This is a genomic window from Plantibacter sp. CFBP 8798, from assembly GCF_014841195.1.
Taxonomy (GTDB): domain Bacteria; phylum Actinomycetota; class Actinomycetes; order Actinomycetales; family Microbacteriaceae; genus Plantibacter; species Plantibacter auratus.
This window is the reverse complement of the sequence record NZ_JACYTS010000005.1, coordinates 1-20,180: the sequence shown is the minus strand read 5'-3', so window position 1 is coordinate 20,180 and position 20,180 is coordinate 1. Positions and strand designations below refer to the sequence as shown.

The following is a 20,180-nucleotide window of genomic DNA, read 5'->3' as shown; positions in this document are numbered from 1 at the left end:
CGTAGGCTTGCAGCGTGAATCGTGTCGTCCGCCTCGCGGGTCCTGCCCTCCTGCTCCTCGTGGCTGTGGCGACCCTCCTCGCGGGTCTGGCCTTCGGCGGCGGAGCGGATGCGCAACTCCTGGGCGATCCCGGCGCCGTCGTGCGGTGGGGGCTCCCGATCGCACAACTGCTCGTCAACCTGAGCGCCGCCGTCACCATCGGCGCGTTGCTCATGGCCTGCTGGGCGCTCAGCCCGGACCGGCGCGAGTACGGCGCGGCGCTCGACGTCGCCGCAGCCGGCGCCGCGGTCTTCACCGTCGCGTCCGGCGTGACGGGCTTCTTCACCTTCCTGAACGTCACGCAGGTGCCGCTCACCTTCGACGACGCGTTCGGCGCGAAGCTCAGCCTCTTCTTCACCGGGATCGAGTCGGGTCAGGCCTGGCTGCAGACGACCCTCATCGCCGCGGCCGTCACGGTGCTCTGCTTCGCCGTCCGCAATCACACGGTGCTTGTGTTCGTCTTCGGGCTGTCCCTCGTGTCGCTGCTGCCGATGGCCCAGCAGGGTCACTCCGCCGAGGCGAGCGGGCACAACGCCGCCGTCACCGCGCTCGGCCTGCACCTCGTGTTCGCCGCCATCTGGCTCGGCGGTCTGCTCACGCTGGTCTTCATCCGCAAGACCCTCGAAGACGGCCGGCTCGCCCCCGTGCTCATGCGGTACTCGACCGTGGCACTCGTGTCCTTCGTCGTCGTGGCCGTCTCCGGATACGTGAGCGCCGAGCTGCGCATCGGCTCGCTCGACCGCCTGGGCACCCCGTACGGCATCCTCGTCCTCGTCAAGGTCTTCGCACTGCTGGCGCTCGGCCTGTTCGGTGCGCTGCAGCGTCGGGTGCTCATCGGCCGCATCGAGCGGTCCGCCGCTGCACGTGCGGACACCCCCGCGGGCCGCACGGGCACCTTCTGGTGGCTGGTCGCCCTCGAGCTCGGGTTCATGGGCATCGCCTCCGGTGCCGCCGCAGCCCTCGCGAAGACGGCCCCGCCGGTCGACCAGACCGTGCCGACCGCGCCGACACCCGCGGTGCTGCTCACCGGGGAGGAACTGCCGCCGGAACTGACCTTCTCGCGGTACTTCACCGAGTGGAACATCGACCTGCTGTGGTTGCTCGCCTGCGCCTTCGGCATCTTCTTCTACATCGCGGGTGTCGTCCGCCTCCACCGCCGTGGCGACTCCTGGCCGATCCTGCGCACCGTCAGCTGGGTGCTCGGGCTGCTCGTGCTCTTCTACCTCACCTGCGGTGGCATCAACGTCTACCAGCCGTACCTCTTCAGCGTGCACATGCTCGGGCACATGGGCCTCACCATGCTCGTCCCCGTGCTCCTCGTCCCCGGAGCGCCTGTCACACTGCTCGCGCGGGCGGTGCGGAAGCGCTCGGACGACTCCCGAGGGGGTCGGGAATGGGTGCTCCTGGCCGTGCACTCGAAGTTCGCGGGGATCATCTCGAACCCGATCGTCACCGCGGTGCTCTTCGCCGGATCACTCTGGGTGTTCTACTACACGCCGCTGTTCCGCTGGTCGATGGAGGACCACATCGGCCACGAGTGGATGGTGGTGCACTTCCTCATCACCGGCTACCTCTTCGTGCAGTCGCTCATCGGCATCGACCCGGTCCCGTATCGCCTGCCGTACCCGATGCGGCTCCTGCTGCTCTTCGCGACGATGGCGTTCCACGCGTTCTTCGGGCTGGCGATCATCTCCTCGACCGGGCTGTTCCTCGCCGACTGGTTCGGGGCGATGGGACGCACGTGGGGGCAGGCACCGCTCCTCGACCAGCAGACGGGCGGCGGGATCGCCTGGAGCGTCGGCGAGATCCCGACCCTGGCGCTCGCCGTCGCCGTCGCGATCTCCTGGAGCAAGAGCGACGCGAAGGACCAGAAGCGGCTCGATCGCAACGCGGACCGCACGAACGACGCGGAGCTCAACGAGTACAACGAGCGTCTCGCGCGCATGGCGGCCAACGACACCCGCTCCTAGCCCGCGAACTGTCACTCCGGAACAGTGTGAGGGGTGTCGGACTGTGTCGAAGTGACAGTTCGCGGGCTTCAGCGGAGGTCGATGTAGAGGGAGCCGTCGTCGCGGATCGTCACGAACGCAGAAAGCGTGAACGGGACGTCCTCGTCGAGGGTCGAGACCGTGCCGTCGAACAGCGACTTCACGTCGACGACGAGGTGCGCGGCTCCGGCCGTCGCCGGCATCTGCCAACCGGTGTCGCCCGGCTGGACCGCCACCACGGGGTAGGCCGCGATGGACCACACCGGTAGGTCGTCCACGCGATCGCGGATCACCATGCCGAACGGGCACCCGGTGGGCTGGAGGACCTGTTGCGTGGCGCAGTTGTCGAGGTAGCCGTCGATCTGCGTCTGGACCTCCCCGACGAAGTCCGAGGTGGCACTCGCGGTCACCTCGGCATCGACGACGCTCGCGACCTCGGTCGTCGTCGCCGTCTCCACCGACGCCGCCAGGTAGGTGGTGTCGACGTCGAAGTCGACGCTGCCCGGCGTGAAGGTGAGGAGCGGGATGGTGGAGGTGAAGGCCCCCTCGGTCCCCTCCGCGACGCGGCGGGTGTCGAGCTCGAAACCGTTCGCCCGGAACCCGGTCGTGTGCGTGACCGTCAGCTGGACGACGCTCAACGGGCTCGTCTCGAAGCGCCACGACGGGAACAATCCGAAGGTGCGCTCGCCGCTCGTGATCGAGAACACCGTGCTGTGCGGCTGCCCCGCGAGTCGGTACGAGAAGGTGACCTCGTGGGCGCCCGAGCCCGTCGTGACGTCGGAGACGAGGCGCACGTCCTCGATCGTGCCGAGCGCCTCGCTCCGGAGCAGGGCGTCCGAGCTCTCGGCGGGCAGGCCCGCGTCGGCGAGTTCGGCGGAGCTCAGGGCGACTCCGGGCAACGCGAGCGCGGTCGCGGCGTCGTCGTCTGCGAGGGCGTCCAGGTAGCCGCGCGCGAAGGAACCGGCGCCGTAGACGTCGCGGGCGACGGCCGACCAGGCGGAGACGATGGCCGCGACGAGCAGCGCCGCGATGCAGAGCCACAGCACGACGGCGCGGACGAGCGCACCGCGCACCGTTCCCGGGCGTCGCAGCTCCCCACGTGTCGCGACATGGCTCATCCTGACATCCTAGGCGGGCACCTCGCGTAGGATTGGAGGGCGAAAACGGGAGGGAACCGAAGCATCATGAGCGTAGCCCTCTCCGCCGAGCAGCAAGCCGTCTTCGACCGCATCGAGAGCACCCGCGAGCACCTGTTCGTGACGGGTCGAGCGGGCACCGGGAAGTCGACGCTCCTCAACCACCTCGCCTGGAACACCTCGAAGCAGCTGGCCATCTGCGCCCCGACGGGTGTCGCCGCGCTGAACGTCGGCGGCCAGACGATCCACTCGTTGTTCCGCCTGCCGATCGGGCTCATCGCCGACCACACGATCGACCAGAACGATCAGACCCGCAAGCTGCTCAACTCCATCGACACCCTCGTCGTCGATGAGGTCTCCATGGTGAGCGCCGACCTCATGGACGCCATGGACCGGAGTCTCCGGCAGGCCCGGCAGCGGCCGCGCGAGCCGTTCGGCGGCGTGCAGATCGTGCTCTTCGGCGACCCGTACCAGCTCGCTCCGGTGCCCGGCAGCCTCGAGGAACGGGCGTACATCGCCGACACCTACCGCTCGTTCTGGTTCTTCGACGCCAAGGTGTGGTCCGAGACGCCGCTGCAGCTCGTCGAGCTCACGGAGATCCACCGCCAGCACGAGGCCGAGTTCAAGTACCTCCTCAACGGCGTCCGGCACGGCCAGGTCACCGCCGAGATGGCCGGCCGACTGAACGGCATGGGCGCCAGGACCCCTCCCGAGGACGGCGTCATCACCCTCGCGAGCCGCAACGACACCGTCGACCGCATCAACAAGGCGGCGCTCGCCAAGCTCGACGGCAAGCCACTTACCGCCAACGCGGAGGTCTCGGGCGACTTCGGCGGTCGGGCGTTCCCCGCCGACGAGGCGCTCGACCTCAAGGTCGGTGCGCAGGTCATGTTCCTCCGCAACGACAGCGAGCGTCGCTGGGTGAACGGCACGCTCGGGACCGTGGTGAAGATCGACTCCACCGTCTGGGTCGAGGTCGACGGCGAGCAGTTCGAGGTCGAGCCGGCGACGTGGGAGAAGTACAAGTACTCCTACTCCTCGGTGACGAAGCAGCTGAAGCGCGACATCGTGGCCGAGTTCACGCAGTTCCCGCTGCGGCTCGCGTGGGCGGTCACCATCCACAAGTCGCAGGGTAAGACCTACGACCGCGCGATCGTCGACCTCGGCAGCCGCGCGTTCAGCCCGGGGCAGAGCTACGTCGCACTCAGCCGCATCTCGACGCTCGACGGTCTCTACCTCTCCCGGCCGCTGCGCCCGAGCGACATCATCGTCGACACCGACGTGAAGCGGTTCATGTCGGGGCAGTAGCGTCCGTTCGCCCATTGTTGGGCGAATCGGCGCTCCGTCGCCCGAAAAGGGGCGAACGAACGGGGTCGATGACCCTACGATTGTCGGTTATGACGCATCCCATGCAGCAGGGCTGGCCGCAGCCCGGTCCGATCACCGCCTGGCGCACGCTCGAGCTGAACGCCAGCAAGCCGCCGTTCGCCGGATACTGGGGGTTCATCCCACTCGTCGTGCGCATTGACGGCTTCGAGCACCGCCCGACCTGGGGACCGTCGCAGTTCACGGTTCCGGCCGACCGGCCCGTGCAGGTCTCGTGCTCGATGGCGTGGCTGTGGGAGTTCGGCCGTGCCGACTACCTGCTGCAGCCCGGCGAGGCGCCGACGCTCGACTACATCGCGCCGGCGCAGCAGTGGGTCTCAGGCTCGCTCGCTCCGAGGGGTCAGGCGGTCATCAAGGGACGCGGCGCGCAGATCGCGGTGTACGCCGTGCTGGCAGTGGTCTTCATCGCGATACTCGGCATCCTGCCGCTCGCGTACCTCATGACCTGAGCGCCCGTCGACGCTTCGCGCTGACCAGCCTGGTCGTGGGTTGAGGAGACGTCAGGTGCGGTCGACGGCCCGGAGCAGGATCGCGCCGAGCTCGGCCGGCTTCGTGAACTGCGGCCAGTGGCCCGTCGGGAGGTCGACGAACTCGACGTCCTGCAGCCGCGCCAGTTCCGCGACATACGGGTGGCCCTGTTCCATCAGGCCGCGGAGCATCTCAGACGAGAACTCGCACGCGACCACCGTCGCCGGGACGGACAGGCGGCGGTCGTCGTCCGAGAGCTGCTGTCGGTCGACGGCGACGCCCTTCGGTTGCGGGACGGCCCTGGCCCGGAATTGCTCGCGGAGCCCCTCGTCCAGGTCGACGAGGTCCTCCGCGTCGAACACCGTCCAGTCGGGCAGTGGGATATCGGAACCCGACGAGGGGAGTTCCTCGTTGATGCACGCGCCGTCGGCGAGCGGACCCGAGTCGACGTACACGGCGCGGACGACGCGGTCAGGGCGGGCGTCGATCGCGGCGGAGATGATGGCGCCGCCGCCCGAATGCCCGACGAGCACGACGGGCTCGGTGCCGGCGTCGATCTCGGCGACCACGGCGTCGACGTGGTCGCGGAGGCCGATGCCGGCGCGGTCAGCAGTGACGCTTTCGAGGCCGGGGAGGGTGAGCGGTCGGACCCGGTGGCCGGCTGCCTCGAGCGGGGGTGTGACCGCACTCCACGAGGATGCGTCGAGCCAGAAGCCGGGTACGAGGATGACGTCCATGCCCGAGATGCTACGCCGCGCGAGCGACACGCGGGAGGGGCGTTTCGCCGACCGCGCGGCGCCCGGCCGAAAGCTGAGACGGACGGATCAGGCGACGGCGGTCGCTGCGGCCTTCGCGGTCGCGAGGTCGCGGAAGAGGTCGGTGTTGAAGCGGTACGCCACCATGACCTCGTCGATCACGCGGGCCTGCTCCTCGTCGTCCCACGGCACGGCGTCGAGCTGCTCGCGGTAGGTGTCTTTGAACTCGCGCGGCTTCGCGATGTCGCCGAAGAGGTAGAAGCCGACGCCGTTGGTGTCGAAGCCGAACTGGCGCTGCATGAGCGTGCGGATGATCTGCCCGCCCGAGAGGTCGCCGAGGTACCGGGTGTAGTGGTGCGCGACGAAGCCGCCGGGCCAGACGGCGCCGACCTCGTTGATCCGTGCCACGTACCGGGCGGTAGTGGGCAGCGGCGTGATCTGTTCGCGCCAGTCCGGACCGATCAGGAACTCGAGGTCCTGCACGATGGCGGGGAGCCGCGTCAGCTTGTCACTGATGAACGGAGCGGCGACGGCATCGGCGCGCATGCGGTCGGCTGCGGCCTCGAGGGCCTCGTAGATGAAGAAGTGCTGCGCGACGAGGGCGACGTAGTCCTCCTTCGAACCCTTCCCGGTCATGAGGTCGCTCATGAAGTCCGCCCCCTCGCTGGAGGAGTGGCCGGAGGATGTGCGCTCGCGCAGGGCCTGGGAGAAGGGGATCACAGTGCTCATGTCGGACTCCGCGTCGGCTGGTTCGGTAAGGGTTGCCTAAGTGTAACGGGCAGGGCTCGTGAACGGGAGGGTGAATCTGTCGCTGTGGAGGGAATCAGTGGCTGCTGTGCAGGGAACCGTGCGGGACCGCGAACGCACCGGCGTTGGTCTGGGCCAGTGCCGGTGTGGTGATCGCCGCCACGACCGCTGCCCCGGCGAGCAGGGTGAGCACGTACCGTCCGGTGCTCGGCTCGCGACGTGGCCGACGGCTCGCTCGCGTCACCAGGGCGTCGAGCTCGAGTTCGTCCGGCGCCGTCGACGCGAGGGTGACCCGCCGGAGTCGCCGTGCGAGCACCCCGGCGACGATGAGCAGCAGGACCGTGGACGAGAGGGTCGGCAGGAACGGCGGCACGGTCGTGACACCGAGGGAGGCGAGTCCGTACAGCGCCACCCAGATGACGACCGTGCCCACCGTGCCGGCGAAGGACGCTCGGAGGCCCGGCACCCGGTCGCGGACGAGGACCACGACGGACCACAGCAGTGCGGCGACGCCCAGGGTGACGAGCGGGATCGCGCCCACGGGGGAGGACCCGGCGCCGGTCGCGATCAGCACGAGACCGGCGCCGAGCGCGCACATCGCGAGCAGGCTGTTCGAGATCGACGTCGTACCGGTGCGGACCGCGGTGTCGCCTCCCGCTCGGACGTCCTGACGCTCGACGGAGACCGACATGTCAGACCGTCGCCACCCGCTGCGTTCGCTTGTCCGCAGCCAGTCCGGCACCGAGCAGCACCACGGCGCTCGCGAGGTGGAGGAAGTGGTCGGCCGTGTTGAGCGCGAGGATGTTGAGCGCGGAGCCCACGATGAAGAATCCGACGACACCGAGCAGGAGGTAGAAACCACCGATCACCGTGTTGACGGTCTTGGCCGCGACGACGTTCGAGAGCCCGGCGATGAGCAGTGCCGCGCCGATGAGGACGTGCGCGATGTTGTGCAGCGGGTTGACCTCGAAGACCCCGAGCAGGAGACCGCCCTCGGTGGTGAGGAACGGCAGGCCGCCCGCGACGATCCCGCCGAGGAGTCCGACGACCACGTAGACCGCGCCGAAGACGGCGGCGAGGAGCCGGTTGGGTGAATGACGCATGGGAATGCCTCCTGATCCTTCGTGCCGCGAATCGTCTCGGGGCGTTGAGGAGTTCGGAGGTGCGGGCGTCGACGGTTTGGTCACCTGAGGCGGTCATCGGCGGTCGACGGCCGAGGGGCGGCCGTCGCTCAGTCGTGCAGGCGTGGCTCCACGCCCAGACGGGCGCATGCGGCGTCGTAGAGGGCGACGACCTCGCGTCGGATCTCGCCGCGCTCGGTGATGGTGCCGGCGGGCCAGGGCACCCGCCCACCCGCGGCGGTGCCGTCGACCGTCCAGGTCCACTCGCCACCCGTCCCGTCCAGCGCGATCATGGTGGCGGCTTCGGCTGCCGGTTCCAGGAAGGCGCGCACGATGAGCACGTTGTCGTCGGGGTGGTCGCCGTTCATGTGTGCCAGGACGGCGTCGACGGTGGTCTGGGGGAAGGCGTTCGAGGTCACCTCTCCAGGGAACACCATCGACCGGCCCCGCACCAGGTCCGCCGTCCGAGTGACCGGCACGCGGCGTGCGACCGCAGCTCTCAGCCGCGCCCGGTTACAATCGGGAACAGTCTGCAGCTCCGCAGACCGCTCATCAGGGGGATGACTTGACTGCAACAGCTCCGAGGCGCCGGCGTCTCGCCGCACTCCTTACCGCGGCGACCCTCGCGACGGTGCTCGTCGGATGCTCGGGCCCCTCGGTGTCCGACACCGACTTCCCCGACCAGGTCAGCGGCACGCTCGCGGGCGACACGACCGACGCCATCACGGCGGCGGTCGAGGCCGCCGTCACCCAGTCCGGATCCTCCGGTGCCATCGTCGGCGTCTGGGCGCCGTGGGCCGGGAGCTTCACGGCCGGCGTCGGCACGACCGAGCCGGGTGGCAAGACCAAGATGGACCCGTCCATGGTCTACCGCATCGGCGACACCACGCGCCCGATGACCTGCACCGTGCTCCTCGAACTCGTCGACGAGGGCAAGATCAAGCTCACCGACCAGGTCCACAAGACCCTCCCGCAGGTCCAGGGCATCGAGGGCATCACCTACCAGCAGCTGTGCAACGGCACGTCGGGACTCGGCACCTACACGCCCGCGCTCAACGCGCAGTTCGTCACCAACCCGACCCGCAACTGGTCGATGGCCGAGATCCTCGCGAACGGCCTCGCGAGCGGTACGCGGACGGCTCCGGGGGCGCTCTTCGGTTCGAGTGACACCGGCTACATCCTGCTCGGCATGGCGCTCGAGGAGCTGACCGGTCAGTCCTGGCAGTCCCTGTACGACCACTACGTCTTCTCGCCGCTCGGCATGTCGAAGTCCAGCTTCCCCGACGCCTCCACCGTCGAGCTTCCGGGGTCGCATCCCAAGGGGTACCTGACGCCGCGCATCGCGGACGGCACCTACCAGTGCGACGCACCGACGGACGAGACCGAGCTGTCGCCCTCGATGGTGTGGACCGCCGGGGGCGTCGTCTCCTCGGTCGACGATCTGCGGAAGTTCACGCAGTCCTTCGCGTCCGGCTCGCTGCTGAACGACAGCACCTACAAGAAGCAGTGGAAGGACCCCGTCTCGTTGGGCGAGGCTGAGCCGACCTGGAAGAGCTTCGGTGTGGGTGGGTTGCAGATCGGTCCGTTCCGCGGGCAGGCCGGCGCTATCCCCGGCTCGCTCTCGGCGGCATTCTCCGACCCGGCCTCCGGACTGACGGTCGTCGTCATGCTCAACAACTCGACGCTCGGTGCGGGCTTCGCGCAGACGCTCGCCATGCAACTCGCCTCGATCGGTGCGAAGGCGGCACCGGCGAGCGGGCAGAAGGCGCCCGAGATCGCACTCCCATGGTCCGAGCAGCAGATGGCGGAGCAGCTCGCCGCCTCGGCGATGGTGTGCGCCCCGCCGGTCGCCCCCGCCGGGTAGCGGAGTGACCGGGCCTGGGATCGTCGCCCTTCGACAGGCTCAGGGACCGCGTGGGTGCGGCTCAGGGACCGGGGTGGTCGCGGACGGTGGCGGCGGATCGCGGCACGATGACGCTTTCGCGAGGGCGCTGGGCCATGCCGCTTCCTAGAGTGAACCCATGACGACGAACACCCCCGAGGACGACACCATCGTCCCGGACACGAAGAACTGGACCTGGGTCCTTGAGCGCGCCTGTCCCGAGTGCGGGATGGACACGTCGCGGTTCGGGTTCCGGGACCTCCCCGGGTTGATCCTGGAGAACGCCGCCGCGTGGCCGGCGGTGCTGGAGCGTGCCGACGTCCGGGAGCGGCCCGACCCGCAGACCTGGTCGCCGCTCGAGTACGCGGCCCACGTGCGGGACGTGTTCCGCATCTTCGACGTCCGGCTGCGGCTCGTCCTCGCCGAAGACGATCCCGCGTTCGAGAACTGGGACCAGGACGCGACGGCTCTGGAGGAGCGCTACGGCGAGCAGGGCCCGAACCGGGTGTCGGCGGAGCTGGTCGAGGCCGCGACGGTGCTCGCCGCAGCGTTCGAGCGGGTACCGGACGAGGCGCTCACGCGGACGGGTCGACGGAGCGACGGCGCGCGCTTCACGACCGAGACCCTCGGCCGCTACTTCATCCACGACCCGGTGCACCATCTCTGGGATGTGACGAGCGCGCGGTCGTGAGCGTCGTCCGGGCCTGCTGACGACCGCTACTGCGCCCGCGCGCGGAACGCGATCGTGTTGACGCGGTTGCTGCAGCGGACGGAGCAGTAGCGTTTCGAACCGTTGCGGGACAGGTCGACGAGCAGGCCGTCGCAATCCTCGGCGGCGCAGAGCCGCAGGCGGTCCCAGGCGTCGGACCGGACGACGTCGACGAGTGCCATGGCGATCTCGGTCTGGACGCGGTCGACGAGCGGTGCGTCGAACTCGGTGGCGTGGAGGTGCCAGTCGAAGCCGTCGTGGCGGCGCAGCTGGGGGAGCGCGGCGGACTCCCGGAGCATCGCGTTGATCTCGGTGACGGCGCGGTCGCGGGTGTCCGGGGCGTCCGCGTCGGAGGCCCAGAGTGCGTGGATCCGTTCCCGGAGCCTGGCCACCGCGGCCCGCTCGGGCTCATCGCCGTCGACCCGACCCGAGTACCGACTGACCCGCAGGAGCTCGACGAGTTGCGGCGGTGTCGCGAGCTCGTCGAGTCCGCTCCGGGACGCCGATGCGCGGGTGTTCACGAGCAGCGCGGCGAAGAGCAGCGCATCCTCGGTGTCAGGGGCAAAATGCAAGTTGACTCCTTACTCTCTCCGAGAGTAGCTTCATCTCAGCCGGGCGTCCACCTCTTCTGCCGGCCCCACTCGCGGCAGCTGGAGACACCCATGAAGCACACGTCCTCGAACACGGTCGGTCTGCTCGTCGCGGTACTCGCCGCGGTCGCGTTCGGCACCTCCGGAGCATTCATCAAACCGGTGCTCGCATCGGGGTGGAGCCCCGCTGCCGCGGTCACCGTCCGTGCCCTGATCGGTGGCCTGGTACTCGCCCCGTTCGCCCTCATCGCGCTCCGCGGTCGCTGGGACGCGGTCTGGCGTGGACGCTGGCGACTGCTCGGCATGGGCCTCATCGGGGTGGCGGCGACGCAGCTCGTCTACTTCGCGGCGCTGCAGACCATCGCCGTCGGGACCGCGATCCTCGTCGAGTACATGGCACCGCTGCTGCTCGTCGCCGTCGCATGGGTGCTGACCCGACGTCGTCCCGCGACGGTCGTGCTCGTCGGCTCCGTCGTGTCGCTCGTCGGGCTCGTGCTCGTCGTCGCTCCGAGCGGTGGCTCGACGCTCGACCCGGTCGGCCTGCTGTTCGCCATCCTCGCGATGGTGGGCTGCGCCGCGTACTACGTCATCTCGGCGCGGCCGGCGAAGGGGCTGCCCCCGGTGGCGTTCGCCGCCATCGGTCTGCTCATCGGGGCGCTCAGTCTGTGGCTCGCGGGGCTCGTCGGCGTGCCGTTCACGACCTCCGACGCCGACGTCACGGTGCTCGGCACCGACGTCGTGTGGTGGGTGCCGCTCCTGTTCGTCGGGGTGGTGTCGACGGCCGTCGCCTACGCGTCGAGCATCACCGCGAGTCAGATGCTCGGCTCCCGACTCGCGTCGTTCGCGGGCCTCCTCGAAGTGGTCGCAGCGACCGGGTTCGCCTGGATCCTCCTGGGGGAGCAGCTGTCGCTCGCGCAGCTCCTCGGCGGGGTGTGCATCCTGCTCGGGATCGGCTTCGTGCGCTCCGAGCGGGCTCCCGCCGTGCCGATCCCCGTCCCGGTGCAGTGACCGGGTCAGTGCTGCGGGACCGGGACGGCGGCATCGAGATCGGCGAGGAACGCCGTGACCGCCGCCCGGCCGGCCCGGTTCGCGCCGACCGTCGACGCTGAGGGGCCGTACCCGATGAGGTGCACCCGCGGCTCGTCGGCCGCCCTGGTGCCGTCGATCCGGATACCGCCCCCGGGCAGTCGGATGCCGAGCGGTGCGAGGTGGTCGAGCGCTGCTCGGAACCCGGTGGCCCAGAGGATGGCGTCGACCGGGAGGAACGAGTCGTCGGCGAGGACGACCCCGTGCTCCTCGATGCGGCGGAACATCGGCTCACGCACCAGGACGCCGCGCGCCTCGGCCGCTCGCGCCCACGGCGTCCAGTGCATCCCCGTCACGGAGATCACGCTGCCCGGTGGGAGGCCTTGGCGCACGCGTTCCTCGACACCCTTGATCGCCTCCACCCGGGCGGCGGTGTCGAAGTCGTCCTCCACCCACTCCGGCTCGCGTCGTGTCATCCACACCGTCTCCGCCACCCGCGAGATCTCCTCGAGCAGCTGGATGGCCGAGATGCCGGCACCGACGACGACGACGCGTTGGCCGCGGAACTCGTCAGCGGAGACGTAGTCGGCCACGTGCAGCTGGCGTCCGGCGAAGCGTTCCCGCCCCGGGTACGCGGGCCAGAACGGTTTCGTCCAGGTGCCCGTCGCGTTCACGACCGCCCGCGCCCGGAACACGGCGGCGGAGGAGGCGGTGCCAGAAGAGTCAGTGCCTGAGGAGTCGGAGCTCACCGCGGTCTCGACGAGGAGTCGACCGTGCGGGTCGTCGTCCTCGCGGCGGACGGCGCGGACCTGCACCGGGCGGCGGACCGCGAGGGCGAAACGCTCTTCGAACGCCGCGAAGTACGGCGGGATGACGTCGACACTCGGCGAGGCGGGATCGAGCTCGGGCTTCGGCATGCCGGGCAGGTCGTAGATCCCGTTGACGGTCGACATGGTGAGCGACCGCCATCGGTGCTGCCAGGCGCCGCCCGGGGCGTCGTTCGCGTCGAGGACGACGAAGGTGCGTGCTCCGGTCGCGGCCTCGGTGGTGCCCAGCGGGACGAATCCGCGGCGATGCAAGTGGTAGGCGGCAGACAGCCCGGCTTGACCCGCGCCGATCACGACGACGTCGACGGTCTCCGGAGTGCTCACGTGCTCTGCAACGTCGTCGACCGCTCCGGCATTTCCGACGGCGTCCGAGCTCTTGTCCGCGATTCAGCCGTGAGCCAGGACCTGCACGCCGATGACGACGACACCCAGGAGGACGAGGGCCGCGAGCGCGATGAGCTGTTGCCAGACGGACAGCCGGGCGCGCCGGACGGCGACCCACCCGCTGAGCCCGAGCGTGACGAGGTAGACGATCGCGGACACACGGAGGGACGTCTCGAGTTCCATGACGTCGAACACGGCGAGCACGAGCAGGATGGTGGGGGTCGCGACGGTGAGGAGCGAGCCCCACGCGATCCGGAGCATGGAGTGCCACCCGCGCTCGTCGGGGAACGCACCGTGGGCGGCGAGGTGCGCGATCATCTCGGCGACCAGGCCGGCGAGGGTGATGCCGACCACGCCGATGACGAGCGAGAAGAGCGCATCCGGCGCGTCGTGGTGCTCCACGTTCGCCGCCAGCACGAGGACGATCGCGAGGCCGGTGAAGGTCGCGTAGACGCGCTCCTTGAGGTACTTCGCGACCGTCTCGACGTCGCCGGGCGGCAGCCCGCGTCCCGCCGGACCGTGTGCGTCCCGCTGCCGTCCACGTCGTCGATCCGCCCAGGTTCCGCCGTCCGTCATGGTCCAGAGCGTAGCCGCCGTCGCGGGATAGAGTGCCGGGTATGAGCGAAACGATCATCACCGTCGAGGGCCGCTTCGACTACCACCACCCGGCTGAGCGTGGGACCGTCCTCATCTCGGCGGGGTTCCAGGGGCCGGAACGTGAGCCCGTCGTCTCCCGGACCACCGCGCTGCACCGGGGGCTCAGCCAGACGGCGGAGCAGTTCCGCGCGCAGTCGGCCGTGACCTGGTGGTCGGCCGACCGGCTGCGGGTGTGGAGTGAGCGACCGTGGAACAAGGACGGGAAGCAGCTGCCGCTCGTGCACCATGCGTCGGTCGCGCTCGAGGTGAAGTTCGCCGACCTCCAGGCGCTGGCCCACTGGGCCGAGGAGATCGCGGTCCAGGACGGCGTCACGGTGACGGGTGTCACGTGGGCGCTCACCGAGGCGACGAAGCACCGCATCACGGCCGAGGCCCAGCACAACGCCGTCCGCGACGCCGTGGACCGCGCGACCGCCTACGCGCGGAGCCTCGGGCTGGGCACCGTGCGGTCTGTTGCGCTGGCCGATCCCGGCATGCTGGGTGACGAGACCCGCACCTCGGGGACCCAGACCGCGGCGCCGATGATGCGCGGGGCCGCCGCACCCGCGGGCGACACCGGCCTCGACCTGAAGCCGGAGGACATCACCGTGTCCTCCCGGGTGCACGCCCGCTTCGCCGCTTCCTGACCTGACGATCAGCTCGGCGCGATGCTCGGGTGCGCCTCGGGTGCACGACCCCGTCGGGCTGAGAGCACGGCGCCGATTCCGGCACCGACCACGCAGGCGATGCCGAGCCACTGCGGTGTCGTGAGCTCCTGCCCGAGCACGAGGAGCCCGGCGATCGCGGCGATGGCTGGCGCGGACGCGAGCAGGATTGAGAACGTCGCGGCGCTGAGTCGGCGGAGGGCGACGAACTCCAGCGCGTACGGCACGGCCGACGAGAGCGCGGCGACACCCAGCCCGAGCAGGAGGATGACGGGATCGAACAGCGCAGTGCCGGCGGTCGTCGCGGCGAGCGGGATGGTCACCAGCGCGCCGATGGCGGCGGCGATCGCCAGACCGTTCAAGCCGGGGAACTCCGTCCCCGTCCGCGCCGACAGCAGGATGTAGCCGATCCAGAGGGCGCCGGCGGCGAGCGCGAGGATGACGCCGAGCGGGTCGAGTGCGGCCGTCGGTCCGCTGTGGAGGAGCACCCCGCCGAGGAGGAGGACGCCGACGAGGGCGACGCCCGCCCAGAGCGCGCTCGTCCATCGACGACCCGCGATGACGCTGAGCGCCAGCGGGCCGAGGATCTCGAGGGTCACCGCCGGGCCGAGCGGGATACGGTCCAGTGCCAGGTAGAAGCAGACGTTCATCGCGGCGAGGACGAGCCCGAAACCGACCGCCGATCCCCAGGCGCTCCTCGGGTGTCCGCGAAGGGCCGGGCGGGCGACGGCCAGCAGGATGAGCGCGGCGAACACGAGCCGCAGCGTCACCATGCCGATCGGACCGACCTGCGGGAACAGCGCGACCGCGATCGACGCGCCGAGCTCCTGGCAGACGAGTCCGGCCAGGACGAGGAGGGCGCCGGTCGCCGCCTGGCTCGGTCGCGGTCTGCGGATCACTGCACCACGCTAGCGCGCCCGGTCGCCGAGCCTCATCCGGTCGCCGAGCGCGCCCCGGTCACCGAGCTTGTCGAGGTGCCGCCCCCAGCCGGGCTCGCCGGTGCGGCATCATGAGGGCATGAGGATCGACGAACTCGCGTACCTTCGGGCGCTCGCCGAAGACGGTCACGTCCCGTACGCCGCTGAGGCGCTCGGTATCTCCCAGTCGACGCTCACGCGGGCGATCGGTCGGCTCGAGGCGGACGCCGGGGTCGAGTTGTTCGACCGTCACCGCAGCCGACTCGAACTCAACCGCTACGGCGAGATCCTCCTCGTGCACGCGCTCCGGGCGCAGACCGAGCTCGACAACGCGCAGTCGCGGATCGACGAGCTCCGCGACCCCTCGGCCGGCCTCGTGTCCATCGCCTACGTCTCGTCCCTCGGTGGCTGGCTCATTCCGCGCATCGTGAGCGAGTACCGCCAGCTCCTGCCGGACATCCGGTTCGTCCTCGACGGTGGGAAGGCCGACAGCGTGCTGGACGCGCTCCGCTCCGGCTCGGCCGACGTCGCCTTCCTCAGCCCGGAACCACGTGATCCGGACATCGAGTGGCGTCCGCTCACCTCCGAGCGGCTCGCGCTGGGCGTGCCGGTCGGGCATGCGTTCGCCGATCGGACGTCGTTGGCGGCGTCCGACCTCGAGCAGACGGAGTTCCTCGCGATGACGACGGACTCAGGGCTCCGGCAGATCGCGGACGCGTACTTCGCGAGGCATGGCGTCGTGCCCCGCGTGACGATGGAGGTGTCCGAGCTGTCGACGCTCCGTGGTCTCGTGCGCGCCGGAGTCGGGATCGCGGTCCTCCCCGATTCCACGAGCATGGAGGGCGTCGTGCTCGTCCCGCTCGACGACGAGGCGGTCCGGGTGATCGGTGTCGCCACCAGCCGCGCCCGGGCGGTGTCGCCTGCTGTCGAGCAGTTCGTGCGGTTCGTCCGCGAGGAGTGGGTGAGCGCGCGGATCCACTGAGTCGCCCGGACCTGCATGAAATCGACCGGGATCCGAACCGTTTCGGGCAGTTGACGGGCCGGCCGCTCAGCGCTCGTGGGTGGTGCTCCATGGTGTGAAGGCGTCGGGGTAGTGCGCCCACGCCACCGGCCCGGCGAGGAGTTCCTCGTCCGTCAGGGTGCAAGCGTGCAGGGCGGCGGAGATGGCGACCTCGTCGAGGTCGATCCCCGTGACGACGAGCTCCTGACCGAGCGGTGCGCCGGGGTCGTTCGTCTCGAACGACGTGGGTTCCAGATCGATCATCGAGCCGACGTGCTGCAGGACGCCGACGCGGGAGGCGCGCGTCGCGAGGACGAGGAACCCCGCCGTACGGATGACCTGGCCGAACCGCCCCGCCTCGATCGGTCCGTCGAAGCATGCGAGGAGCCGTTCCGGGTGCATCGGCCGGGGGCTGTCGAACCGCAGGGTGGTCACGCGGTCGTGATCCACCCACGGCCGGTGCTCGCCGTTCAGCATCGCGATCCACCCGGGGGAGGTGCTGAAGCGGTCCAGTTCGAACGGGGAGTCGCGGTAGCGCGCGAGCGGCTCACGGGTGCTCGCGGTCGCCGGAGCGCCGGGTGTGACGCGCGGTCGGGCCGCGACCGGTTCGACCATCCGCGTCAGCGCCGTCGGGTTCAGGTGGCTGAGGAGCGCGAGGAGCACCGCGAGCCGCTCGTGAGTGACGCCACGTCGGCCGGCGACGGCGATGGTGTCCGCGTACTCGAGCTGCTCCACGGTGATCATCGACCGCGCGGTGTACGCCGTATCGCCGTCCTCGTCGTGGGTGACGTACTCGTCGTCCTGCAGGTCGTGCAGGAGATGGGCTGCGTCGACGACGGTCACGACGGCGTCCAGGACGGCCGTGTCGCGGTGCCCGAGGACGGCGGAGACCGCGTCGACCGGGCGGACCGTGCTCCCGCAATCGAGGACGAGGTGCCGGGGAGCGAGCGGGTGTCGCGCGACGGCGTCGATCGCGTCGTCGATGTCAGGGTGGGCACTCTCGGCGTCGTCTTGCCGCTCGATCGTGACGAGCGCCGCGGACCTTCCGGCGATCTGTCGAGCCACGGTGCGACGCTCCGGCGGGCAGGTGCCGAGGACGAGCGTCACGGTCAGCGGGATGCGAGGCGTGGTCACGGCGGGTTCTCCTGGTCGATGAGTGCTACAGTGCGTTCCGTTGAGAATCGTTCTCAACAAGGTAGCACGCATCGTGATCACCAGGAGGTCGCCATGAAGGTCCGCGCATCACTCAAGTCGCTCAAGGACAAGCCGGGGTCGCAGATCGTCCGCCGCCGTGGCCGGGTGTTCGTCATCAACAAGCAGAACCCGCGGTGGAAGGGTCGCCAAGGCTGAGCGTCAGCCGCGCACCACGTTCACGACGATCGTGACGACACCCAGTGCGGCGATCACGTACGCCCAGAAGCGGACGGGGATGAAGAAGAGTGTGGAGCTCGGGCGGCTGTAGAGCTGCTCGCCGGTCTGCGGGTGGCGCACGGGGACGGCCTCCTGCTTCACGGTGATGCCGTGCTCGTTGACGTACGGCTGCGCGAGCTGCTGCCACACGACGACCGGCCGCGGCGCATCCAGCTTCGCCAGCGCGAACTTCCCGAAGGCCCAGCACGCGACGGCGCCGAGCAGAAATCCGATGCCGACGAACACCCCGGACTGTGCCGAGCCGCCGTCGGGCGAGACGATCGCCTTGATGAGGAAGCCGGCGCCGACGGAGAGCCCGAAGATCAGGAAGACGACGATGCCCCAACGGGTCCAGATGATCATGTGTGCTCCTCTTCGGGTGTCGGTCGCGACGCGCAGCTGATCACGCGGCACCCGCGCGACCGTCGGCTCGTCCATCACGGTACCGAGGTCGGCTGTCCACCCGCGATGGGGAGCGGTGCCCATCGTGGCGGACCTGACGAACCGCTGGAGGTGCGCTGAGAGCGCGAACACGCCGCGCATCGACGGATACGCTGCTCTCAGCGAGACGTGCGGACGTCGCCAGGTGGGAGCCGGTGGGGCTGGTGGGTAACGACGACGAGAAGACACGGGTCGCGACGATCTTCGATGTGGCGCGTCTGGCCGGAGTCTCACACCAGACCGTCTCGCGGGTGCTCAACGATCTGCCGAACGTGCGCCCCGCGACGCGGCAACGGGTCGAGCAGGCGATCGCCCAACTGCGGTACACGCCCTCGCAGGCCGCACGGTCACTCGTCACCCGCCGTTCACGCACGATCGGCCTCATCACGACCGGTGGGCCGGACTACGGGCCGTCGAGTACGGCGCTCGGCTTCAACGAGGCAGCACGGGACGCCCGGTATGCCGTGAGCATGGCGAGCATGTTGGAGTCGGATCCGGCGTCGCTGCGGCAGGCCGTCGAGTTGCTGCTGCGGCAGAACGTCGAGGCGATCGTGCTCATCGCGGCGCATCGTGGGGCGCTCGACGCGGTGCGCGGGATCGAGCTCGGGGTGCCGCTCGTCGCGGTCGAGTCGAGTCGTCGGGACGGGTTCCACCGTGTCTCGATCGACCAGTACCAGGGGGCGCGGATCCTCGTCGACCAGCTCGTCGGGTTGGGGCATCGCCGCATCGTCCATCTCGCGGGTCCGGCGGATTCGGTGGACGCGTTGGAGCGGGTGCGGGGGTGGCGTGACGCGCTGTCCGAGCACGGGCTCGTCGCCCGGGAGCCGTTGGTGGGCGACTGGACGCCTGCGAGCGGGTTCCGACTCGGGCGGGAGCTCGTGGCGGACCTCGGGGTCAGAGACGATGACGACGGGTGGTCCGGTGAGCGGGTCGGTGAGTCGTTCACGGCGGTGTTCGCGGCGAACGACCAGATGGCGCTCGGCGTCATCCACGCGCTGTCGGAGCGGGGCCTGCGGGTGCCGGATGACGTGAGCGTCGTCGGGTTCGATGACATCCCGGAGGCTGAGCACTTCGCGCCGCCGTTGACGACGATGCGGCAGGACTTCCCGGCGCTCGGGCGGACGATCATGTCGACGCTACTCGAGGTGCTGAGCGACGCGGACTCCGTCGGCGTGGTGCGTTCGGTCCCGCAGCTCGTCGTGCGGGAGTCGACGGCGGCTCCGAGCGCCTGAGCTGGGCTCGATCCCGTTCCTCGGCCCGGCGCCCCGCACCCGAGGCAGCAGCCCCGGTCCCCGAGCCGGAGTTCCCAGCCCCCGAGCAGGTGTCCCCGGTCCCTGAGTCGGTGTCCCCGGTCCCTGAGCTTGTCGACGGGCGGTGGTCGCTCGTGTGCCCTTCGACAGGCTCAGGGACCGGGATGGCCGGGTTGTCGAATACGGCGTCGTTCACCGAGCTTGTCGACGGGTGGTGGTTCCCGTCTCGCTCCCTGAGCTTGTCGAAGGGTGGGTATGACGGTTCCTCCTGGGCCCTTCGAGTGGTTCGGGGGTCGGGTGGTCCGGTCGCTGAGCTTGTCGAGGCAGCGTGGTTCCCGTCTCGGTCCCTGAGCCTGTCGAAGGGCACGTTCAACGGCTGTTCGTGTGCCCTTCGACAGGCTCAGGGACCGGGATGACGGGGTTGTCGAATACGGCGTCGTTCACCGAGCTTGTCGACGGGTGGTGGTTCCCGTCTCGGTCCCTGAGCTTGTCGAAGGGTGGGTGGGCCGGTTCGTCATCGGCCCTTCGAGTGGCTCGGGGGTTGGGTGGTCCGGTCGCTGAGCTTGTCGATGGGCAGCTTCAACGGCTGTTCGTGTGCCCCTCGACAGGCTCAGGGACCGGGATGGCCGGGTTGTCGAGTAGGGCGTCGTTCCCTGAGCGTGTCCGGGTGTGCTGGGTCCCCGTTTCGGTCGCTGAGCGTGTCCGAGGCAGGGTGGTTCCCGTCTCGGTCCTTGAGCTTGTCGAAGGGCAGGCGTGTGCGGAGGCGCGCGGGTGCCATGTGTTCAGGCGGCGAGGTGGAGGCG

General features: G+C 70.0%; 22 protein-coding genes. 10 read left to right on the top strand and 12 right to left on the bottom strand.

Annotation, left to right across the window (positions count from 1 at the left end):
* Nucleotides 1–14 precede the first annotated feature (14 nt).
* The gene (locus IFU30_RS19980) at nt 15–2,009 is read left to right on the top strand and encodes a cytochrome c oxidase assembly protein (RefSeq protein ID WP_342450905.1); all 1,995 of its coding nucleotides are present in this window, start codon (nt 15–17) and stop codon (nt 2,007–2,009) included.
* Nucleotides 2,010–2,077: 68 nt separating this feature from the next.
* Here IFU30_RS19980 and IFU30_RS19975 read toward each other — a convergent pair whose 3' ends face one another.
* A complete protein-coding gene (locus IFU30_RS19975; protein ID WP_192006896.1) occupies nt 2,078–3,145 on the bottom strand; it encodes a hypothetical protein in 1,068 nt (355 codons plus the stop codon).
* A 66-nt stretch (nt 3,146–3,211) separates the two neighbouring features.
* Here IFU30_RS19975 and IFU30_RS19970 point away from each other — a divergent pair, with 66 nt between their 5' ends.
* Both IFU30_RS19970 and IFU30_RS19965 read left to right on the top strand, forming a co-directional pair.
* The gene (locus IFU30_RS19970; protein ID WP_079003639.1) at nt 3,212–4,471 is read left to right on the top strand and encodes an ATP-dependent DNA helicase; all 1,260 of its coding nucleotides are present in this window, start codon (nt 3,212–3,214) and stop codon (nt 4,469–4,471) included.
* An 89-nt stretch (nt 4,472–4,560) separates the two neighbouring features.
* On the top strand, nt 4,561–4,998 hold the full coding sequence (locus IFU30_RS19965; protein WP_079707438.1) for a hypothetical protein: 438 nt from the start codon (nt 4,561–4,563) through the stop codon (nt 4,996–4,998).
* A 51-nt stretch (nt 4,999–5,049) separates the two neighbouring features.
* On the opposite strand, the gene IFU30_RS19960 is transcribed toward IFU30_RS19965, so the two are convergent.
* The 5 genes from IFU30_RS19960 to IFU30_RS19940 all read right to left on the bottom strand — a co-directional run bounded on the left by IFU30_RS19960 (nt 5,050) and on the right by IFU30_RS19940 (nt 8,059).
* Complete coding sequence (locus tag IFU30_RS19960; protein WP_192006895.1) at nt 5,050–5,754, bottom strand: alpha/beta fold hydrolase; 705 nt, start codon at nt 5,752–5,754, stop codon at nt 5,050–5,052.
* Between the two features lie 87 nt (nt 5,755–5,841).
* Nucleotides 5,842–6,501 (bottom strand): biliverdin-producing heme oxygenase, encoded by a 660-nt coding sequence (locus IFU30_RS19955; RefSeq protein ID WP_086475147.1) that lies wholly within the window; start codon nt 6,499–6,501, stop codon nt 5,842–5,844.
* 94 nt (nt 6,502–6,595) lie between these two features.
* Nucleotides 6,596–7,210, bottom strand: coding sequence for a hypothetical protein (locus tag IFU30_RS19950; RefSeq protein WP_192006894.1), 615 nt, complete (start codon nt 7,208–7,210; stop codon nt 6,596–6,598).
* 1 nt (nt 7,211) lies between these two features.
* The gene (locus IFU30_RS19945; protein WP_192006893.1) at nt 7,212–7,622 is read right to left on the bottom strand and encodes a DUF4383 domain-containing protein; all 411 of its coding nucleotides are present in this window, start codon (nt 7,620–7,622) and stop codon (nt 7,212–7,214) included.
* Between the two features lie 128 nt (nt 7,623–7,750).
* Complete coding sequence (locus IFU30_RS19940; protein ID WP_342450904.1) at nt 7,751–8,059, bottom strand: DUF2470 domain-containing protein; 309 nt, start codon at nt 8,057–8,059, stop codon at nt 7,751–7,753.
* Nucleotides 8,060–8,205: 146 nt separating this feature from the next.
* Between IFU30_RS19940 and IFU30_RS19935 the strand changes: the two genes are divergently transcribed.
* Nucleotides 8,206–9,504: a serine hydrolase domain-containing protein gene (locus tag IFU30_RS19935; protein ID WP_192006891.1), complete on the top strand. Its 1,299-nt coding sequence runs from the start codon at nt 8,206–8,208 to the stop codon at nt 9,502–9,504.
* Nucleotides 9,505–9,661: 157 nt separating this feature from the next.
* On the top strand, nt 9,662–10,213 hold the full coding sequence (locus IFU30_RS19930; protein WP_192006890.1) for a DinB family protein: 552 nt from the start codon (nt 9,662–9,664) through the stop codon (nt 10,211–10,213).
* 26 nt (nt 10,214–10,239) lie between these two features.
* On the opposite strand, the gene IFU30_RS19925 is transcribed toward IFU30_RS19930, so the two are convergent.
* A complete protein-coding gene (locus IFU30_RS19925; RefSeq protein WP_192006889.1) occupies nt 10,240–10,803 on the bottom strand; it encodes a CGNR zinc finger domain-containing protein in 564 nt (187 codons plus the stop codon).
* Between the two features lie 90 nt (nt 10,804–10,893).
* Between IFU30_RS19925 and IFU30_RS19920 the strand changes: the two genes are divergently transcribed.
* Nucleotides 10,894–11,829 (top strand): EamA family transporter, encoded by a 936-nt coding sequence (locus tag IFU30_RS19920; protein ID WP_192006888.1) that lies wholly within the window; start codon nt 10,894–10,896, stop codon nt 11,827–11,829.
* Between the two features lie 5 nt (nt 11,830–11,834).
* Here IFU30_RS19920 and IFU30_RS19915 read toward each other — a convergent pair whose 3' ends face one another.
* Nucleotides 11,835–12,998 carry an FAD-dependent oxidoreductase gene (locus IFU30_RS19915; RefSeq protein ID WP_192006887.1) on the bottom strand — a complete coding sequence of 388 codons (1,164 nt, stop codon included), beginning with the start codon at nt 12,996–12,998 and terminating at the stop codon, nt 11,835–11,837.
* Nucleotides 12,999–13,061: 63 nt separating this feature from the next.
* Nucleotides 13,062–13,634, bottom strand: coding sequence for a hypothetical protein (locus tag IFU30_RS19910; RefSeq protein WP_192006886.1), 573 nt, complete (start codon nt 13,632–13,634; stop codon nt 13,062–13,064).
* Nucleotides 13,635–13,675: 41 nt separating this feature from the next.
* Between IFU30_RS19910 and IFU30_RS19905 the strand changes: the two genes are divergently transcribed.
* Nucleotides 13,676–14,341, top strand: coding sequence for an SIMPL domain-containing protein (locus tag IFU30_RS19905; RefSeq protein WP_192006885.1), 666 nt, complete (start codon nt 13,676–13,678; stop codon nt 14,339–14,341).
* Nucleotides 14,342–14,349: 8 nt separating this feature from the next.
* Here the strand turns inward: IFU30_RS19905 and IFU30_RS19900 are convergent, their stop codons facing one another.
* Nucleotides 14,350–15,258 carry an EamA family transporter gene (locus IFU30_RS19900; protein WP_342450903.1) on the bottom strand — a complete coding sequence of 303 codons (909 nt, stop codon included), beginning with the start codon at nt 15,256–15,258 and terminating at the stop codon, nt 14,350–14,352.
* Nucleotides 15,259–15,376: 118 nt separating this feature from the next.
* Between IFU30_RS19900 and IFU30_RS19895 the strand changes: the two genes are divergently transcribed.
* Entirely contained in the window at nt 15,377–16,258 is an 882-nt protein-coding gene (locus IFU30_RS19895; RefSeq protein WP_137244269.1) for a LysR family transcriptional regulator, read from the top strand.
* A gap of 66 nt (nt 16,259–16,324) precedes the next feature.
* On the opposite strand, the gene IFU30_RS21000 is transcribed toward IFU30_RS19895, so the two are convergent.
* Entirely contained in the window at nt 16,325–17,410 is a 1,086-nt protein-coding gene (locus tag IFU30_RS21000) for a GTP-binding protein (RefSeq protein WP_192006884.1), read from the bottom strand.
* Nucleotides 17,411–17,503: 93 nt separating this feature from the next.
* Here IFU30_RS21000 and ykgO point away from each other — a divergent pair, with 93 nt between their 5' ends.
* The gene (ykgO, locus tag IFU30_RS19885; RefSeq protein WP_079707423.1) at nt 17,504–17,626 is read left to right on the top strand and encodes a type B 50S ribosomal protein L36; all 123 of its coding nucleotides are present in this window, start codon (nt 17,504–17,506) and stop codon (nt 17,624–17,626) included.
* Between the two features lie 3 nt (nt 17,627–17,629).
* On the opposite strand, the gene IFU30_RS19880 is transcribed toward ykgO, so the two are convergent.
* Entirely contained in the window at nt 17,630–18,049 is a 420-nt protein-coding gene (locus IFU30_RS19880; RefSeq protein WP_064294781.1) for a hypothetical protein, read from the bottom strand.
* 242 nt (nt 18,050–18,291) lie between these two features.
* Here IFU30_RS19880 and IFU30_RS19875 point away from each other — a divergent pair, with 242 nt between their 5' ends.
* Nucleotides 18,292–19,359: a substrate-binding domain-containing protein gene (locus IFU30_RS19875; RefSeq protein ID WP_192006883.1), complete on the top strand. Its 1,068-nt coding sequence runs from the start codon at nt 18,292–18,294 to the stop codon at nt 19,357–19,359.
* The last annotated feature ends 821 nt before the right edge of the window (nt 19,360–20,180 follow it).

Bases quoted from the DNA above. Each gene is read 5' to 3' on its own strand.
- IFU30_RS19970 (WP_079003639.1), top strand. From the start codon at position 3,212: ATGAGCGTAGCCCTCTCCGCCGAGCAGCAAGCCGTCTTCGACCGCATC.
- IFU30_RS19960 (WP_192006895.1), bottom strand. From the start codon at position 5,754: ATGGACGTCATCCTCGTACCCGGCTTCTGGCTCGACGCATCCTCGTGG.
- IFU30_RS19880 (WP_064294781.1), bottom strand. From the start codon at position 18,049: ATGATCATCTGGACCCGTTGGGGCATCGTCGTCTTCCTGATCTTCGGG.
- IFU30_RS19950 (WP_192006894.1), bottom strand. From the start codon at position 7,210: ATGTCGGTCTCCGTCGAGCGTCAGGACGTCCGAGCGGGAGGCGACACC.
- IFU30_RS19945 (WP_192006893.1), bottom strand. From the start codon at position 7,622: ATGCGTCATTCACCCAACCGGCTCCTCGCCGCCGTCTTCGGCGCGGTC.
- ykgO (WP_079707423.1), top strand. From the start codon at position 17,504: ATGAAGGTCCGCGCATCACTCAAGTCGCTCAAGGACAAGCCGGGGTCG.
- IFU30_RS19905 (WP_192006885.1), top strand. From the start codon at position 13,676: ATGAGCGAAACGATCATCACCGTCGAGGGCCGCTTCGACTACCACCAC.
- IFU30_RS19930 (WP_192006890.1), top strand. From the start codon at position 9,662: ATGACGACGAACACCCCCGAGGACGACACCATCGTCCCGGACACGAAG.
- IFU30_RS19920 (WP_192006888.1), top strand. From the start codon at position 10,894: ATGAAGCACACGTCCTCGAACACGGTCGGTCTGCTCGTCGCGGTACTC.
- IFU30_RS19975 (WP_192006896.1), bottom strand. From the start codon at position 3,145: ATGAGCCATGTCGCGACACGTGGGGAGCTGCGACGCCCGGGAACGGTG.
- IFU30_RS19910 (WP_192006886.1), bottom strand. From the start codon at position 13,634: ATGACGGACGGCGGAACCTGGGCGGATCGACGACGTGGACGGCAGCGG.
- IFU30_RS19895 (WP_137244269.1), top strand. From the start codon at position 15,377: ATGAGGATCGACGAACTCGCGTACCTTCGGGCGCTCGCCGAAGACGGT.
- IFU30_RS19955 (WP_086475147.1), bottom strand. From the start codon at position 6,501: ATGAGCACTGTGATCCCCTTCTCCCAGGCCCTGCGCGAGCGCACATCC.
- IFU30_RS19965 (WP_079707438.1), top strand. From the start codon at position 4,561: ATGACGCATCCCATGCAGCAGGGCTGGCCGCAGCCCGGTCCGATCACC.